A 16,089-nucleotide genomic window follows, 5' to 3' on the forward strand; every position below is an offset into this window, starting at 1 on the left:
GAAATCATCTGATCGTATTTTCTTAAAATCTAGTGGAGCAAGAAAACTAAACAACTACTCACCGGAAAGAAAAGTATGTTCAAAAACAGTGTTTTTGAACATACTTTTGGCTACAAAAAAATTAAAACCCTGTTTTTGGCGTTTTTTATCCCTGCGTTTGGATGGGAGCTACGAAAAATTAAATCATGAAAAGACTACTCTGATAAATTTAAATTTCTTTGAAATTCCTTCCAATATTCATTAGGGCTCAACCCAAATTCCTTTTTAAAGGCATAGAAAAAAGCAGTCCGGGATCCAAATCCACATTCGCTTCTCAAGGACTCAAGCGTTAATTTATCCAAATATCCCTGATCGATTTTTTCTTTTGCATAGTGAACCCTCCGCTCAAGAATCAATTCCTTAAAGTTTTTTTGAAACATCAGATTCAAAACGTCGGGAAAAACACGAACAGGAATCTTAGCTTTTTTGGCAAAATCGCTGAGCAATAATCCTTTATCTAAAAATACTTTTTCTTGTTCCATTAATTGGTTTATTCTGCACAAAACATCTTCCTTGTCTAATCCTATTTCGCTCCAGTCTAAAGGAGATCGAGGTTTATCAATCAGAGAAAATAATCCTATCTCCTCTTCATCTTCTAGCAACTCTTCTCTGCTTTGTGAATCCGGGTTCAACTCAATTTTATAAAAAAAGTAAAAATTATAGGCGAAAAGAATAACCAATGAAGATTTAAGCAATAGCCCTTTTAACACCACTAAATCCAATCCCGTAAAATAAAATTGAACGATAGAAATAGAAGAAAGAATAATGATAATGTTAAAAACGAAGTAAAAAACTAACGTTGTAAAGAGAATACTTTTGAATTTTTGTTGTTTTAATTTATTTCTTAATTCAATCGGAAATCTCAATACCAACCCCAACGTTAAACTAAGGTACAAGATTACGAAGATAAGATATGCCAGATTAACCCAGAATGTAGGAATCAATCCGTGCACATTTATAATGAAAGCAAAAATGTCTGGGAAAAAATTTTCAATTATCTCCACCTTATCCTGATTGGAAAGAGTATAGAGCGGGAGCAATTCTAAAAAGTGTAAAATCGCCGGTAGAAAATGAATTACGTCTGTCTTTTTGGTAATACTAGGATTCCGAACAATATTCCGAAGGGACAAATAAAATATCGGAGGTATCAAAAAGAAAATGGGGCTACCAACCCTCAACAAGAATGGAAACTCAAGAAGTAAACCTAAATCAAACGAAAGTATAAATGATAAAAAAACGAGGCCATATAAAAAAAAAGTTAAGCCTATTCCTTTATTTAGTTTTGAACCCCGCTCTCTATTAAACACCAAAATCAGAGAGTTACCTATTAGGAAGGATATTAAAACAAAACTTATAAGATATAACATATAAGCTAATAAATGATTGATTTATAAATAATTGAAGACAAAAAACTGTTATCATTAATTCCAAAGAAATACAGACTTTGCAGATGTATTTCTTAGCCCAAACACTTAGACAAAGTAACGAGGTTTCATCTAATTCAAAAAGTATAGCCTAAACTTATGCAAAATGCTGCTTCTTCAGAAGCAGCATTCGATTAGCTTTCCACCGTCGCATACAAATCAAACTCCGTCGCATCAAAAACTTTCGCTTGGACAAAGTCTCCCACTCTGCAGTAAAACTTGGAAGCATCGATCAGCACTTCATTATCGACTTCGACAGAGTCAAATTCAGTTCGGCCGACAAAGTACCCTCCTTCTTTTTTATCGATCAGGACTTTATACGTATTACCGATTTTCTCTTGATTCAGGTCGTAGCTGATTTGCTCTTGCACTTCCATTAGGTGATTGGCGCGGTCCTGTTTTTCTTCTTGGGAAAGGGTATCTTCCATCGAAAAGGCATAGGTATTTTCCTCGTGGGAATAAGTAAACACGCCCAATCGCTCAAATTTCATTCGCTCCACAAAGTCCACCATTTCCTGGAACTCCTTCTCTCCCTCACCCGGATGCCCAGCTATAAGTGTCGTTCGAATTGCAATTTCAGGGATCATTTCCCGAATGCTGTGGATCAATTCTTCCTGCTTCTCACGAGTAGTACCTCTTCGCATCGTTTTCAAAACTGAGGTTGAGCCATGCTGCAAGGGAATGTCTAAGTATTTACAGATGTTCGGACGATCCTTCATGACTTGGATTACATCCATCGGGAAACCTGTTGGATACGCATAATGCAGTCGAATCCAATCAATCCCTTCCACATCCGCCAATCGATCCATCAATTCTGCCAGGTTTCTTTTTTTATACAAGTCCAAGCCGTAATAGGTGGAATCCTGCGCAATCAAAAGAAGTTCTTTCGTTCCATTGGCGGCCTTGTGCTGGGCTTCTTTCACCAATTCCTCGATCGGCCTAGAAATATGACCTCCACGCATTAACGGAATCGCACAAAAGGAACATGGTCTATCACAACCCTCGGAAATCTTCATGTAGGCATAATGTGCTGAGTGCGTCAACAAACGCTCTCCAACCAACTCGTGCTTGTAGTCAGCCTTGAATTTCTTTAAGATCGCAGGCAAATCACGCGTGCCAAAAAATGCATCAACCTGTGGGATTTCCTTTTCCAAATCGTCTTTGTATCGCTGAGAAAGACAGCCCGTTACATAAACTTTGTCCACTAAACCCTGCTCTTTGGCATCCACATATTGGAGAATGGTATCAATAGACTCCTGCTTCGCATTGTCGATAAATCCGCAGGTGTTAATGATAATAATGTTATTGTCTTCAGAGTTGGACTCGTGGCTGGCGTCGATTCCATTTCCTTTTAATTGGGTCAAAAGGACTTCAGAATCCACCAGGTTTTTGGAGCAACCCATGGTGATGATATTGACTTTGTCTTTTTTTAATGTTCTCGCTTTCACAGAATTCGCTTCGATTTGGGTGGGCAAAGGTAATTAAAAAAGGGTTGAAATGGTGGTAAGGTTCAAAAGTTGTAAAGTTAGTCCCACTCACCTTACAACTTTGCAACTTTCTCACTTCTCCTCTTAACACTTTGATAAAACAAGCTTAACGCAAGATGTCGTACTCGGGGAAAAGCTTTGCCTAATTTTGAATCGTACAGCAAATACTTTTTAACTCCTTGCATTTATTTTTAGCCCCCGATGTGAATCGGGGCGCATTGCAGGAGAGTTTCGATTTCGGAGTTTGGGATGTCAGATTTCGGATTCTTTAATTCTCATAGTTTTCAATATCTGTGAAAATCTGTGATTTTTTCTGTGTCTATCTGTGGGAAGCTCTGACCTTTCAATCTATAAATCTACAATCCCAAAAATCCTTTGCCGATTTCAGGGCTTCCTGTACCTTAGATTCCCAAATCGAATCGTATGGAATTCACCGCCCCAAATGCCCAAATACTGACTTTTGATCGAAAAAATCACAGTAACGAAACGCTTCTTAAACTTTACGAATCACTTATCCTTCCCCGCCGAATCGAAGAGAAAATGCTCATCCTCCTTAGACAGGGAAGAATTAGCAAATGGTTTAGCGGCTGGGGTCAGGAAGCCATCTCGATTGGAGCGGTAAATGCATTGCAGGAAGATGAATTTATCCTGCCTATGCATCGGAATTTGGGAATCTTTACCGGCAGAAATCTGCCACTGGAAAAACTTTTCGCTCAGTTTCAGGGGAAAAAATCCGGCTTTACCAAAGGCCGTGACCGATCCTTTCACTTCGGAAGTATAGAGCACCACACCGTGGGAATGATCTCTCATCTCGGCCCTCAATTGGCCATCGCGGATGGGATCGGTTTGGCGCATAAACTTTCGAAGGAAAAGAAAGTGACATTGGTTTTCTCCGGTGACGGAGCAAGTTCGGAGGGAGATTTCCATGAAGGCTTGAATGTAGCTGCTGTTTGGAAATTGCCGGTGATTTTTGTGGTCGAGCACAATGGCTACGGCCTTTCCACTCCAAGCGAGGAGCAGTTTGCTTTCAAGTATTTTACCGAAAAAGGTCCAGGATACGGCATGGAGGCCGTTCGAGTGCAAGGGAATAACGTACTCGATGTTTACGACACCATTCTAAAACTGGCCCAAGATATCCGAGAAAACCCAAGACCTGTTTTGGTCGAAGCGATCACTTTCAGGATGCGAGGCCATGAAGAAGCTTCCGGCACCAAATACGTACCTAAGCACCTGATGGAAGAATGGGCCCAACTCGATCCAGTAGACAATTATGAAGCCTATTTGGAATCCATAGGCGTTCTTGATGCAGCCACAAAAGAATCCCTTAACCATAAAGTCAAAACTGCGATCAACGAGAGGTTAGAAATCGCTTTTGCTGAAGAAGCCATTACGCCCAATTTGGAGGAAGAACTTGCCGATGTCTATGCGGCATTTTCCCAAAAAGTTATCTCACCGGAGGGACCTAATACAGAAAAGCGTTTTATCGATGCAATTAGTGATGGGTTACGACAGTCTATGGAGAAATATCCCAACCTGATCCTTATGGGTCAGGATATCGGGGAATATGGAGGTGTTTTTAAAATCACGGATGGCTTCAAAGCCCAATTCGGAGGAGATCGAGTGCGCAATACCCCGCTTTGCGAAAGCGCCATCATCGGGGCAGGACTCGGGCTCTCCATCAAAGGCTACAAGGCCATGGTTGAGATGCAGTTTGCAGACTTCGTGAGCGTCGGGTTCAACCAAATCGTGAACAACCTCGCTAAAATTCATTACCGCTGGGGACAACAAGCCGATGTGGTCATCCGCATGCCGACCGGTGCAGGAACAGCCGCAGGACCATTTCATTCCCAATCCAACGAGGCTTGGTTTTTCCACACCCCGGGATTGAAAATCGTCTATCCTTCCAATCCCCGCGATGCGAAGGGCCTACTAAATGCAGCATTAGAAGATCCAAACCCCTACCTCTATTTTGAGCACAAATTGCTCTATCGCTCTATCTCAGGACCTGTACCAGATGGCTATTATACGATCGAAGTAGGAAAAGCTGCTTTGGCACAGGAAGGAACCCAAGTTTCTATCATCACCTATGGGATGGGTGTACATTGGGCAATCAAAGCCGTCGAGGAAATGGGAATTTCAGCCGATATTCTCGACTTAAGAACTCTTTTACCCTGGGATCAGGAGGCTGTAGCCACCACGGTGAAAAAGACCGGAAAGGTAATTTTCCTTCAAGAAGACACGCTCACAGGTGGAATCGGAGCAGAGATTTGTGCTTGGATTTCCGAGCATTGCTTTAAAGACCTTGATGCTCCGGTGATGCGAGAAGGAAGCTTGGATACGCCAGTACCTTTTGCTCCAAACTTGGAAAAGCAATTTTTGCCCACAGAGCGGTTTAAGGTGAAGTTGAAGGAGCTTTTGGAATTCTAAAATTGAAAGATTGGAAAATTGGGTTGAAAAGTGATAAGGTTGGAAGGTGGTAAAGTATTTAGGCCTTTTAGGTTTTGATCCAAAATTTGACCTCAACTCTGCTCAGCACCTCGTAAATCAAAAATCGTAAATCGTACATGATAATTAGACAGCTAGCCAAAGAGGAACTTTCCAAAGTTCAGTCCATTGCGCATCGGACTTGGCCATCTACGTTTGCCAAAATTTTGAGTCCAGAACAAATTGAATACATGCTCAATTGGATGTATGATCTCAAGATGCTGGAATCGCAACTTGATAAAGGGCACACTTTTTTATTGTCTGAGGAAAATGGAGTTGAACTCGGATTTGCGGGTTTTGAACTAAATTATTCCGAAGGACCAAAAGCCAAGTTGCATAAAATCTACCTCTTACCAGAGGCTCAGGGAAAAGGAGCAGGAAAAGCATTGATCCTCGAAGTCGCCGGCCGAGCCAAAAAGTCCGGACAAAAAAGCCTCCTACTTAATGTCAATAAATACAATCAAAAAGCAATTGATTTTTACTTGAAAATGGGTTTTCAGGAGATCTACAAGGAAGTCATCGACATCGGAAACGGCTATGTGATGGATGACGTGGTGATGGAGTTGAATCTTTGAAGTCATGGGGTATGATGATTTTCTGAAAGCAGCATTTTCATACAGTTTCCGAAGAGGCAGAGTTTTTATAAAAAAGGTTGAAAGGCAAGAAAAAGGTTGAAATTTAAATTGAGCCAACTCCCCCTTCTAAAGGGGGAATTAATTGCCTCAAAATGAACTTCAAAGATAATTACAGGGATTCAAGACAAAATTATTTAGTCTCTGAAAGTAGTATCCTCACTCAGGTGGGCAAAGCCCAAGAACAACTCAGTTAAGAAAAAAAGCCCGAGAAATTAAATTCCCGGGCTCTCTAATTTTTATTTCAGCTCCAACTGCTCCACATTTTTAGAAATACCCTTTAAATCCAGATAGATTTTTTTCAACTCCTCCAGTTTTTGGGGATTGGAAGCTACCAAGTTATTCTGTTGACCTGGGTCCTCTTTCAAGTTGTACAATTGATAATCGGATGAATTTCCTAACTCAATATTAACTTGATTTTGTACTGCAGGACCTTGATAGGGAGGGATCATAGCCCAGTCTCCAGCACGAAGGGCTGTTCTGCTGGTCGCTTCCAAAATCACAGCTTCTCTTCCTTTTTCACTTTTCCCTAAAAAGGCTTCCAGTAAGTTTTCACTGTCTGGGCCAGTTTCAGAACTTCCCACCAAAGCTGACAATGAACTCAGAAAATCAATCTGAGTGACCATTGCATCCGAAACCTGGGGCTGGATTTTCCCTTTCCAATAACTTATAAAAGGAACCTTCGTGCCTGCCTCAAAAAGCGAATACTTTCCTCCGCGAAGCGGACCTGCGGGCGTATGATCACCCAGTTTTTCAACTGCGTCATCAAAGTATCCATCATTAATGACAGGGCCATTGTCACTGGATAAAATGATCAGTGTATTTTCTAAAATCCCTTCCTGTTCCAAGGTCTCAAGCAATTGCCCGATTACCCAATCTGCCTCCAAAATAGCATCACCTCGTGGCCCCATTCCTGATTTCCCCTCAAATCGAGGATGAGGAGTTCTTGGTACATGTGGTTGCTGCATAGGAAAAAACAAAAAGAAAGGGTTTTTCGATTTCGCTTGTTCCTGGATGTATGCTTTACCTTTTTCTAGGAAATGGTCTGCCATATCCACATCGCTCCACTTGGCACTTTGTCCACCTTTCATAAAGCCGATGCGAGGGATTCCATTTACGATACTGTTGTTATGACCATGGTGCCATTTCATGGTTAGGAGCTCCGGATTATCCAAGCCTGTTGGCTCTCCTTCGAAATTTTTCTCATAATCTACCTGAATGGGGTCATTTGGATCCAAATTGACTACCCTCCCGTTTTCGATGTACACGGTTGGCACTCTATCCTGAGTAGCAGCTAAGATGTGTGAATATTCAAATCCTACATGGTTTGGGTTTGGTGCAATTTCCTCATTCCAATCCACCATCCCTGACCCAAGTCCTAAATGCCATTTACCAATGATCGCGGTGTGATAGCCCTGATTTTTAAGCATTTTGGGCAAAGTCATTTGGGCTGTATCAATGATCAACGGAGCTGTTCCGGGAAGAATTTTCGCATCTTGATTTCGCCATGGGTAGGTTCCTGTCAGCAAAGCATAGCGACTGGGAGTACAAGTAGCGGAGGAAGCATAACCATTGGTAAAGCGTATCCCTTCATTTGCGAGCCGATCCATATTGGGAGTTTGCAACTTCCCTGACTTATAGGCACTGACATCCCCATATCCCAAATCGTCAAGGTAAATGAGAAGAATATTCGGATTAGACTTTTGTTTTTCCTCCTGACTTTGAATTGTGGAACATGCTGAGAATAAGATCACAGCAGAAAAGGAAAGAGAGAAAATTCGAACCAGCAGTTTTTTCATGAGGTGGGATTTTACCTCTTAAAATGCGCTTTATTTTGGTGGAAATCAAAAACAGCTCAAAGGCCTCCCAATTCCGTCTCCCATAAAATTAATCCATGTGCTGGAGCCGTCGGGACCTGAGGCCAATTGTTTTGAGGATTCTCCAACCTATCCTGAATTTCTGCTGGGGAGAAATGCCAAATAGCACTGACCATTTTTCTTACTTGATGGTACAAAAAACCAGTTCCAGTCACTTCAAAACAATAAACCTCCGAAGGAAAAAAAGGCCCTGAAAAGTCATTGGCAAAAAAAACATTTGCTTGAAGGATTTCCCTGACAAAATCTGATTTAGTGGGGGTCATTTTACAAAATGACCGAAAATCATGTTTCCCAATAAATAACTTCGCCTTTTCCTGCATCAATTCCATCGCATCAAAAGCATGCACCTGTGCTAAATAAGCTGACGCAAAAGCAGGGAAATTTGTCTCTGAGGCAAAAAAATATCGATACGTTTTCCGCGAAACAGACTGAATCAAGTTCCATTCTCTAGGTACTGGTTTCACCGAGTTTAGCACAATTTCACCAGACAAGTTCAGGTTTAAAACTGGGAGAAGCGCTTCTAAGTCCATTTTTTCACTCAAAAAAACCTGAACAAATCCTTGGCGACAACTTACTCCAGAGTCTGTCCTACTAGATCCAATCAGTCTGAAATCCTCGTGTCCAAGCACAAATCGGAACACCCGATTCAGCTTTCCTTCGAGGGTAGGCTGACCTTTTTGGATCGCCCATCCTTTGAAGCGAGCCCCGTAATAGGTGATCGAAAAGAGGAAGGAATAAGGTCTATTCAGCATCTAGTTATACTTGTAATTTATGGAGTAGAAATCAAAGAAATATAAAAATGCTTTTTCTCCTGACCGCTTCAGGAAGGGTAAACTCATTGGATTTTTTAACTTTCTCCAAACATATCACTATGAAAGCATTGCTTCTCGCTTTTTTCGTATTTATCTCCCACTTGGCTAGCCTAAAGGCGCAAACCTCACCAATCCTTCAATCCCAGCTGATCTTTCCTTTACAGGAAAAGCACGTGCACGCAAGCTCTATCGTGTCCTTGCCAAATCAGGATCTTTTGGCCGTCTGGTTTGAAGGAAGCGGAGAGCGAACAGCCAATGACGTTTTGCTGATGGGGGCTCGATTAAAGGTTGGGAGTTTAAACTGGTCTAAACCTTTTGTGATGGCAGATACCCCAAATTTACCAGATTGCAACCCGGTTTTATTCCTTAATGGGGAAGGAAAACTTTTTTTGGTTTGGATAGCTGTACAAGCCAACCGATGGGAACAATCCATTTTACGAGTAAAAATTGCAACAGATTTTGAAAGTGATGGCCCTCCTAGGTGGAGCTGGCAGGATAATATTTTTCTTAATCCAGGAGATGAATTTTCGGAGGAAGTCGTAAGACGATTTCAAGAACTACCAAAAAATACTGCCGGATGGGCTGAATACGCTCCAAGCTATGATCGGATGATTTTGGAAGCGGCCCAAGACCCCAAAAAAAGAACAACCGGGTGGATGACTCGAATCAAGCCTTTGGTTTTGGAAACCGGAAAAATTATCCTGCCACTTTATTCAGATGGTTATAATTTTTCAATGATGGCAATTTCGGAGGACCATGGAAAAACATGGACACCTAGTCTTCCACTCGTTGGACGAGGTCCAATCCAGCCGGCACTGATACAGAAAAAAGACGGAACATTAGCTGCCTATCTTAGAGACAGTGGTGATGCACCAGGACGAGTTCAATACAGCGAATCCAAAAACGAAGGCTATACATGGACTGCAAGCCAAAAAACAACTATCCCAAATACCGCGAGTGTTGAGGTTCTTAAATTAAAAGATGGGAGATGGGCCTTCGTTGGTAATGATCAATCAGACGGAAGATATCGACTTAGTATCTATCTATCGGACGATGAAGGACAAACTTGGAAATGGAAATTCCCGGTTGAAAATCACGAGCCATCTAGTGGATCCTACTCTTATCCCAGCTTAATCCAATCCGAAGATGGGTTACTACATCTCACTTATTCCTACCACCTAAGCTCCACTCAAAAGTCCATCAAACATGTGGTGGTAAACCCACAACTTATTCCAGTTTGGATCGATTGAACAGTATTTTCTGTAAATTCAAAAAACCCAAAACCCTGACTATGAAAAATATACTTCTCCCCATCCTTTGTCTTTTGTCCTCTTTGAGCCTAGGACAAACTATTCCTTCCAAAGAAATCCAGATCAAACTCGCAGTTTTGGCAGCTCCCGAAGATCAACGGGCTGGTGCAACGGTTTATGGTTTTGATGGAACTTTACTTCGAAAAGGTACCAATCAAACGATTTGTCTCGGAGACGATCCTAATCGGGAAGGTCTTTCAGTTTCCGCATATCATAAAAGCGCTCAACCCTTTATGGAGCGAGGATGGGCACTTCGAAAAGAAGGAAAAAATGCTCAACAAATTTTTGAAATTCGAGAAGCAGAAGCAAAATCAGGAAAACTCAAACTCCCAGATCAGGGAAGTGTGTTACATGCCTTGACAGCAGAGCATCCCGACGTCAATTGGACTACAGGCGAAGCAAAAAACACCTATACCCGCTCGGTGGTCTATATTCCTTGGGCAACATCAGAAAGTACAGGATTGCCACTGAAGCCTGCAGGACCAGGCTTACCTTGGATTATGGATCCCGGCACGCATCGAGCACATATTATGATTAATCCGGCGATGTAGTAATGCCTACCATACTTTACATACTTGGTTGGAGAATTTTCTTCTATTCAAATGAAGGAGAAGAACCAATTCACGTTCACGCACAAAAAGGTGATATGGAATGTAAATTCTGGATTGATGAAGAAATTATGGATATTCGAGAAGCGATTGGTTATAATTTGACCCCAAAGGCAAGAAAAGAAATTCGAAAAATCATCTTTCAAAATTTTGATTTAATCGTACAATCCTGGAAAGAATACTTTAAAAGCTAAAAATTATGGTGGATTCGCATCAAATTTCTGAAATAAAGTTTGAAGAAGACAAAATGATTATTCTACTGGATGACAGGGAGTTAAAAGTAAATTTAAAAGAAGTTTCTCCCAAGCTTCTATTAGCATCTGATGTAGAAAGAGCTTTATACAAAATTTCTCCTTCTGGCTATGGAATTCATTGGCCACTGATCGATGAGGATTTGTCTATAAAAGGATTTATACTAAAAGAGAATGATCCTAATAAGTGACTTAAATCCAAGCAAAAGTTGGGCGGCAGCGCCGCATCATGTTGAGGGTGTTCCGACTCAGGTCTATATATTTTTTATTCTTTTCTCCTTAGTGATTGGAATATATATTTTCACTCTTGCAAAAAAGGAAAAGAAAAAAGGGCATGTGAACAATCGGTTACTCGAAATCGAATCTATCATAAAGTCAACAAAAAACCACCCCATTCCTGAGGTGGTTTCTTCGTTTTATGACTTGGAATATTATCCTAAAATCTTAGCTGCCAACCAGTCTCCGACTTCGGAAGTCTTGTAAGCTTTGCCCCCTTCAGCAATATCTTCGGTGACAATTCCTTCAGCTAGTGAAAGGTTAACCACATCGCTGATCAATTTCGCTTCTTCCGATAATCCGAAAGCATAATCAAACATCATGGAAGCAGAAAGTACCGTTCCCAGTGGATTAGCGATATCTTTTCCTGCTGCTTGAGGATAGGAACCATGAATTGGTTCGAATAGCTTCACTTTAGAACCCAAAGAAGCAGAAGGCATCAAACCCATAGATCCGGAAATCACAGAAGCCTCGTCAGTCAGGATATCTCCAAATAGATTTTCAGTAATTAATACATCATAAGCCTTAGGCCACTGGATCAATCGCATCGCAACTGCATCGACAAATTCGTATTCTACTTTTACGTCAGGATATTCTGGTGCTAGTTCCTGCACAGTTTCTCTCCACAATCTGGAAGTTGCCATCACGTTGGCTTTGTCCACGCAAGTCAAGAGTTTTCTTCTTTTTTGAGCAGCTTCAAAACCCATTCTCGCAAGACGAACGATCTCTTCTTTGCTGTACACATTGGTATCAAAGGCTTTGGTTCCTTGCTCATTTCGACCTCTAGGCTCACCAAAGTAAACTCCGCCGGTTAATTCTCTGAAAAACACCAAATCCACTCCGTCCACTCGATCCAATTTCAAGGGTGACTTATGGACTAAAGAAGGAAAAGTAAACGTAGGACGAACGTTCGCAAATAGACCAAGCTTTTGTCTCATTCTGAGCAAACCTTGCTCAGGACGAACCTTAGCTTTTGGGTCATTGTCATATTTTGGATCACCGATAGCTCCAAATAGGACCGCATCAGAAGCTGCACAAATTTCATGTGTAGCATCAGGATAGGGATCACCAGTAGCATCGATGGCACATGCACCTACCAATCCTTCTTGGAAAGAAATGGTATGACCAAACTTTTGTCCAACGGCTTTGACAACTTTGACCGCCTGAGCGATCACTTCAGGACCGATGCCGTCACCCGGCAACAGTGCGATATTGATTTCCATAATAGGTTGATTCTTCTTTGGTAGGTTGGTAATTCATGTTTTCGATGATGTTGAGCATTTTTTCAGTGGCCATCATCGCCGCCACGGTTTGATCGGGATCCAGACCCTTGGTTTTAAAGATTTTTCCATAATCCCAAGTAATCACAGTTTCCACAAAAGCGTCCGTTTTCCCTCCAGGAGGAATAGAAACATGGTAATCTGTCAGTTTGGGAAGTTCCCGACCGAGGGTTTTATAAATCTTTTTCAAGGCACGCATGAAGGAATCGTACTGACCATCTCCAGTTGCGATTTCATCATAAAACTTCCCATGAATACTCATTCGAAGCTGAACAGTAGGTTTCAAGCCTTTTGAATGTGTCATGTGATAGCCTTCAATGCTGATGTGTTTAGAAATGGAGTTGTTTTGCAAAACATCTGAAATGATGTAGGGCAAATCCTCTGTCGTAACTCGTTCTTTTTTATCACCAAGTTCAATGATCCGTTGGGTCACTTTAGCGAGTTCATCTTTCTCCAAAGAGATCCCCAACTCTTCGAGGTTTTTGAGAATATTTGCCTTTCCGGAGGTCTTTCCAAGCGCATATTTCCGTTGGCGACCAAAACGTTCAGGCATCAAATCATTGAAATAGAGGTTCTTTTTATTATCTCCGTCTGCATGAATTCCTGCGGTTTGGGTAAACACATTCTCCCCTACTACAGGCTTATTTGCAGGAATATGTTGCCCTGAAAACTGCTCTACAAGTTTGGAAACACGGAAAATTTTCTGTTCCTGAACTCCAATTTCCAAATCTGTAAAGTCCTTGATCACAGCGATCACGGATTCCAATGGAGCATTTCCCGCACGCTCTCCTAGGCCATTGATCGTGGTATGAAGGCCTGCAGCACCATTTGAAATCGCTTCAAGAACATTGGCAACCGAAAGGTCATAGTCATTGTGAGCATGAAAATCGAAATGAACAGCAGGAAATTGAGCAACGATTTGTTCAAAAAAGGCCTTGACCTCCTTGGGTGATAGTAATCCCAAAGTATCGGGAAGCATAATCCGCTTTACGGACTGCTTGGTCAAAAACTCAATCAAACTGAGGGTATATTCCGGAGAATTTCGCATTCCATTGGACCAATCCTCTAGGTAAACATTGACTGACACCCCCATTTCCTGAGCATAGGAAATGCTTTTTTGAATGTCTGCAAAATGTTGCTCGGGAGTTTTTTTGAGCTGATGAACCAAATGATTCATGGATCCTTTGGTCAGCAGATTGAGGACTTTTCCCCCTGCCTCCACAATCCAGTTGACAGAAACAGGCGTATCCACAAATCCTAAAACCTCCACGCGATCCAAATATCCCTTTTTGGCAGCCCATTGGGTAATTTTCTGTACTCCCTCCAATTCCCCTTCGGAAACTCGGGCAGAAGCCACCTCAATGCGATCTACTTTGAGTTCCTCCAACAGCAATTTTGCGATTTGGAGTTTTTCCGAAGGCAAAAAGGAAACCCCTGAGGTCTGTTCTCCATCTCTCAGTGTAGTATCCATGATTTCTATGCGTCTGCCCACAGAACCCTCCAAGGGTTTGAAACCCTTGGAGGGATGGGATGCATGATTTCCTGTTGCCTTCATTTTAAGCATCATTTATTTGGATGCAGCAAATGCGTCGATTTCTGATGACATACTCAAGAGATAGTCAATGTCATCAAATCCGTTTTGCATGTTTCCTTTTTTGTATTCATTGATGTCAAAAGATTCAAATTCTCCTGTGGAAAGAAGTTTGATCTTTTGTTCAGGCAAGTTAACCTCGATTTCAGTGGTTGGGTCTACTTCAATAGCAGCAAACAATTTATCTGCAAACTCAGGAGAAACTGTCACTGGAAGTACCCCAATGTTTAGACAGTTATTCTTGAAAATATCTGCGAAAAAGCTGGAGACTACACATCTAAATCCATAATCATAAATTGCCCAAACCGCGTGCTCTCGGCTGGAGCCAGAACCGAAGTTTTTACCAGCAACTAGGATTTTACCGCTGTAGGCTGGGTTATTCAGCACGAAATCCGCTTTAGGATTTCCTTCCACATCATATCTCCAGTCACGGAAAAGGTTATCTCCAAATCCCTCACGCTCAGTTGCCTTTAGAAATCGAGCAGGGATAATTTGGTCGGTGTCCACGTTTTCAGTTGGCAAGGGAACTGCGGTACTGCGTAGGACTGTAAATTTATCGTAAGCCATGTGTTTCGAATTGTAAAATTGAAAGATTGGAAGATTGAAAAATTAATTTTCAAATACTTCCCTAGGATCAGTAATACGACCAGTAACTGCGACCGCCGCAACAGTCAGCGGAGAAGCCAACATCGTACGTGCACCTGGACCTTGACGACCTTCGAAGTTTCTATTGGAAGTAGAAACAGCATATTTTCCAGCAGGAATCTTATCGTCATTCATCGCCAAACAAGCCGAACAACCTGGTTGACGAAGCTCAAATCCAGCTTCTTCCAAGATTTTCACCAATCCCTCTTCATGAGCCAATTTTTCAACCTCACGAGATCCTGGTACAATCCAAGCGGTGATATTGTCTGCCTTTTTTCTTCCTTTTACAAAGTTTGCTACAGCTCGAATGTCTTCGATTCGACCGTTAGTACAAGAACCAACGAATACGTAGTCTACTTGCTTTCCTTTTACTGGTTCACCAGGTTGGAAGCCCATGTAATCAAGAGATTTTAAATACGAAGTCTTATTAGAACCTTCCATACCTTCAGTAGTTGGAATATTTTCAACCACTTTGATTCCCATTCCGGGATTGGTACCATAGGTAATCATAGGTTCGATATCTGCCGCATCGAAGACTAATTCCTTGTCGAAAGTAGCTCCTTCGTCAGTTTTCAAGGTCTTCCAATGTGCAACGGCTTTATCCCAATCTTCGCCTTTAGGAGCATATTGCTTACCCTCCAAAAATGCAAAAGTAGTTTCATCTGGAGCAATCAAACCTCCACGGGCACCCATTTCGATGGACATATTGCAAATGGTCATTCGAGCTTCCATGGATAGGTTTCGGATAGCCGAACCAGCATACTCCACGAAATAGCCTGTTGCACCAGCCGCTGAGATTTTGGAGATAATGTATAGAATGATGTCTTTGGAGGTCACCCCTTTGCCAAGTTCACCTTCTACAGAAATTCTCATTTTCTTCGGCTTGGACTGCATAATACACTGCGTTGCCAAAACCATTTCTACTTCTGAAGTACCGATACCAAATGCTATAGCACCAAAAGCACCATGCGTAGAAGTATGGGAATCTCCACACACTATGGTCATTCCCGGCTGAGTTACGCCAAGTTCTGGTCCGATTACGTGTACGATTCCATGATGAGCAGTGCCCAAGTCATGAAGTTCGATTCCGTATTTTTTACAGTTTTCACGAAGCTTCTCCACTTGCATGCGAGACAGCTTGTCCTTAATCGTTTGATCTTGGTCGACAGTAGGAACGTTATGGTCAGGAGTAGCGATTGTCCGATGCGGATATTTTACTCCGATCCCACGCTTCTCCAAGTTAAGAAATGCCACAGGGGAGGTTACTTCATGAATAAAGTGTTTATCAATGAAGAACACATCTGGGCCGGCAGGGACAGATTTCACTACGTGAGAATCCCAGATTTTATCAAATAAAGTTGTCTTTTCCATAA

The 16,089-nt window shown here is 41.8% G+C and carries 14 protein-coding genes; 6 read left to right on the plus strand and 8 right to left on the minus strand.

Going from position 1 to position 16,089, the window contains the following annotated elements:
• Positions 1–194: 194 nt before the first annotated feature.
• Positions 195–1,406 (minus strand): helix-turn-helix domain-containing protein, encoded by a 1,212-nt coding sequence (locus AO498_RS16735; RefSeq protein ID WP_082792276.1) that lies wholly within the window; start codon positions 1,404–1,406, stop codon positions 195–197.
• A 191-nt stretch (positions 1,407–1,597) separates the two neighbouring features.
• The gene (gene rimO / locus AO498_RS16740) at positions 1,598–2,911 is read right to left on the minus strand and encodes a 30S ribosomal protein S12 methylthiotransferase RimO (RefSeq protein WP_067550615.1); all 1,314 of its coding nucleotides are present in this window, start codon (positions 2,909–2,911) and stop codon (positions 1,598–1,600) included.
• 462 nt (positions 2,912–3,373) lie between these two features.
• Here rimO and AO498_RS16745 point away from each other — a divergent pair, with 462 nt between their 5' ends.
• Entirely contained in the window at positions 3,374–5,377 is a 2,004-nt protein-coding gene (locus tag AO498_RS16745; protein WP_067550088.1) for an alpha-ketoacid dehydrogenase subunit alpha/beta, read from the plus strand.
• A gap of 137 nt (positions 5,378–5,514) precedes the next feature.
• Complete coding sequence (locus tag AO498_RS16750) at positions 5,515–6,009, plus strand: GNAT family N-acetyltransferase (RefSeq protein WP_067550090.1); 495 nt, start codon at positions 5,515–5,517, stop codon at positions 6,007–6,009.
• A 296-nt stretch (positions 6,010–6,305) separates the two neighbouring features.
• Here AO498_RS16750 and AO498_RS16755 read toward each other — a convergent pair whose 3' ends face one another.
• Together AO498_RS16755 and AO498_RS16760 are read right to left on the minus strand one after the other, a co-directional pair.
• Positions 6,306–7,865, minus strand: coding sequence for a sulfatase family protein (locus AO498_RS16755; protein WP_067550092.1), 1,560 nt, complete (start codon positions 7,863–7,865; stop codon positions 6,306–6,308).
• A 56-nt stretch (positions 7,866–7,921) separates the two neighbouring features.
• Positions 7,922–8,695: a tRNA pseudouridine synthase A gene (locus AO498_RS16760; protein ID WP_067550094.1), complete on the minus strand. Its 774-nt coding sequence runs from the start codon at positions 8,693–8,695 to the stop codon at positions 7,922–7,924.
• Positions 8,696–8,814: 119 nt separating this feature from the next.
• Here AO498_RS16760 and AO498_RS16765 point away from each other — a divergent pair, with 119 nt between their 5' ends.
• From AO498_RS16765 to AO498_RS16780, 4 genes are read left to right on the plus strand one after another with little or no spacing between them, the layout of a single operon-like run.
• The gene (locus AO498_RS16765) at positions 8,815–10,005 is read left to right on the plus strand and encodes a sialidase family protein (protein ID WP_067550617.1); all 1,191 of its coding nucleotides are present in this window, start codon (positions 8,815–8,817) and stop codon (positions 10,003–10,005) included.
• Between the two features lie 41 nt (positions 10,006–10,046).
• Positions 10,047–10,616 (plus strand): hypothetical protein, encoded by a 570-nt coding sequence (locus AO498_RS16770; protein ID WP_067550096.1) that lies wholly within the window; start codon positions 10,047–10,049, stop codon positions 10,614–10,616.
• Between the two features lie 2 nt (positions 10,617–10,618).
• Positions 10,619–10,867 carry a DUF4160 domain-containing protein gene (locus AO498_RS16775; protein WP_067550098.1) on the plus strand — a complete coding sequence of 83 codons (249 nt, stop codon included), beginning with the start codon at positions 10,619–10,621 and terminating at the stop codon, positions 10,865–10,867.
• A 5-nt stretch (positions 10,868–10,872) separates the two neighbouring features.
• On the plus strand, positions 10,873–11,115 hold the full coding sequence (locus AO498_RS16780) for a DUF2442 domain-containing protein (protein WP_067550100.1): 243 nt from the start codon (positions 10,873–10,875) through the stop codon (positions 11,113–11,115).
• A gap of 240 nt (positions 11,116–11,355) precedes the next feature.
• Here AO498_RS16780 and leuB read toward each other — a convergent pair whose 3' ends face one another.
• The 4 genes from leuB to leuC all read right to left on the minus strand — a co-directional run bounded on the left by leuB (position 11,356) and on the right by leuC (position 16,087).
• Positions 11,356–12,423, minus strand: a complete 1,068-nt coding sequence (gene leuB / locus AO498_RS16790; protein WP_067550104.1) for a 3-isopropylmalate dehydrogenase — start codon at positions 12,421–12,423, stop codon at positions 11,356–11,358.
• The gene (locus AO498_RS16795) at positions 12,392–13,951 is read right to left on the minus strand and encodes an alpha-isopropylmalate synthase regulatory domain-containing protein (RefSeq protein WP_192842562.1); all 1,560 of its coding nucleotides are present in this window, start codon (positions 13,949–13,951) and stop codon (positions 12,392–12,394) included. The genes leuB and AO498_RS16795 overlap by 32 nt, the downstream gene beginning before the upstream one ends.
• A 96-nt stretch (positions 13,952–14,047) precedes the next feature.
• Positions 14,048–14,638, minus strand: coding sequence for a 3-isopropylmalate dehydratase small subunit (gene leuD, locus AO498_RS16800; RefSeq protein ID WP_067550106.1), 591 nt, complete (start codon positions 14,636–14,638; stop codon positions 14,048–14,050).
• Between the two features lie 42 nt (positions 14,639–14,680).
• On the minus strand, positions 14,681–16,087 hold the full coding sequence (gene leuC / locus AO498_RS16805; RefSeq protein ID WP_067550108.1) for a 3-isopropylmalate dehydratase large subunit: 1,407 nt from the start codon (positions 16,085–16,087) through the stop codon (positions 14,681–14,683).
• Between the last annotated feature and the right edge of the window lie 2 nt (positions 16,088–16,089).

Origin of the sequence: Algoriphagus sanaruensis (genome assembly GCF_001593605.1) — a bacterium.
GTDB classification, from domain to species: Bacteria; Bacteroidota; Bacteroidia; order Cytophagales; family Cyclobacteriaceae; genus Algoriphagus; species Algoriphagus sanaruensis.

Coding starts and splice junctions, on each gene's coding strand:
- AO498_RS16780 (WP_067550100.1), top strand. CDS start 10,873: ATGGTGGATTCGCATCAAATTTCTGAAATAAAGTTTGAAGAAGACAAA.
- leuD (WP_067550106.1), bottom strand. CDS start 14,638: ATGGCTTACGATAAATTTACAGTCCTACGCAGTACCGCAGTTCCCTTG.
- AO498_RS16775 (WP_067550098.1), top strand. CDS start 10,619: ATGCCTACCATACTTTACATACTTGGTTGGAGAATTTTCTTCTATTCA.
- AO498_RS16770 (WP_067550096.1), top strand. CDS start 10,047: ATGAAAAATATACTTCTCCCCATCCTTTGTCTTTTGTCCTCTTTGAGC.
- AO498_RS16735 (WP_082792276.1), bottom strand. CDS start 1,406: ATGTTATATCTTATAAGTTTTGTTTTAATATCCTTCCTAATAGGTAAC.
- AO498_RS16765 (WP_067550617.1), top strand. CDS start 8,815: ATGAAAGCATTGCTTCTCGCTTTTTTCGTATTTATCTCCCACTTGGCT.
- leuB (WP_067550104.1), bottom strand. CDS start 12,423: ATGGAAATCAATATCGCACTGTTGCCGGGTGACGGCATCGGTCCTGAA.
- AO498_RS16750 (WP_067550090.1), top strand. CDS start 5,515: ATGATAATTAGACAGCTAGCCAAAGAGGAACTTTCCAAAGTTCAGTCC.
- AO498_RS16795 (WP_192842562.1), bottom strand. CDS start 13,951: ATGGATACTACACTGAGAGATGGAGAACAGACCTCAGGGGTTTCCTTT.
- AO498_RS16745 (WP_067550088.1), top strand. CDS start 3,374: ATGGAATTCACCGCCCCAAATGCCCAAATACTGACTTTTGATCGAAAA.
- AO498_RS16755 (WP_067550092.1), bottom strand. CDS start 7,865: ATGAAAAAACTGCTGGTTCGAATTTTCTCTCTTTCCTTTTCTGCTGTG.
- leuC (WP_067550108.1), bottom strand. CDS start 16,087: ATGGAAAAGACAACTTTATTTGATAAAATCTGGGATTCTCACGTAGTG.
- AO498_RS16760 (WP_067550094.1), bottom strand. CDS start 8,695: ATGCTGAATAGACCTTATTCCTTCCTCTTTTCGATCACCTATTACGGG.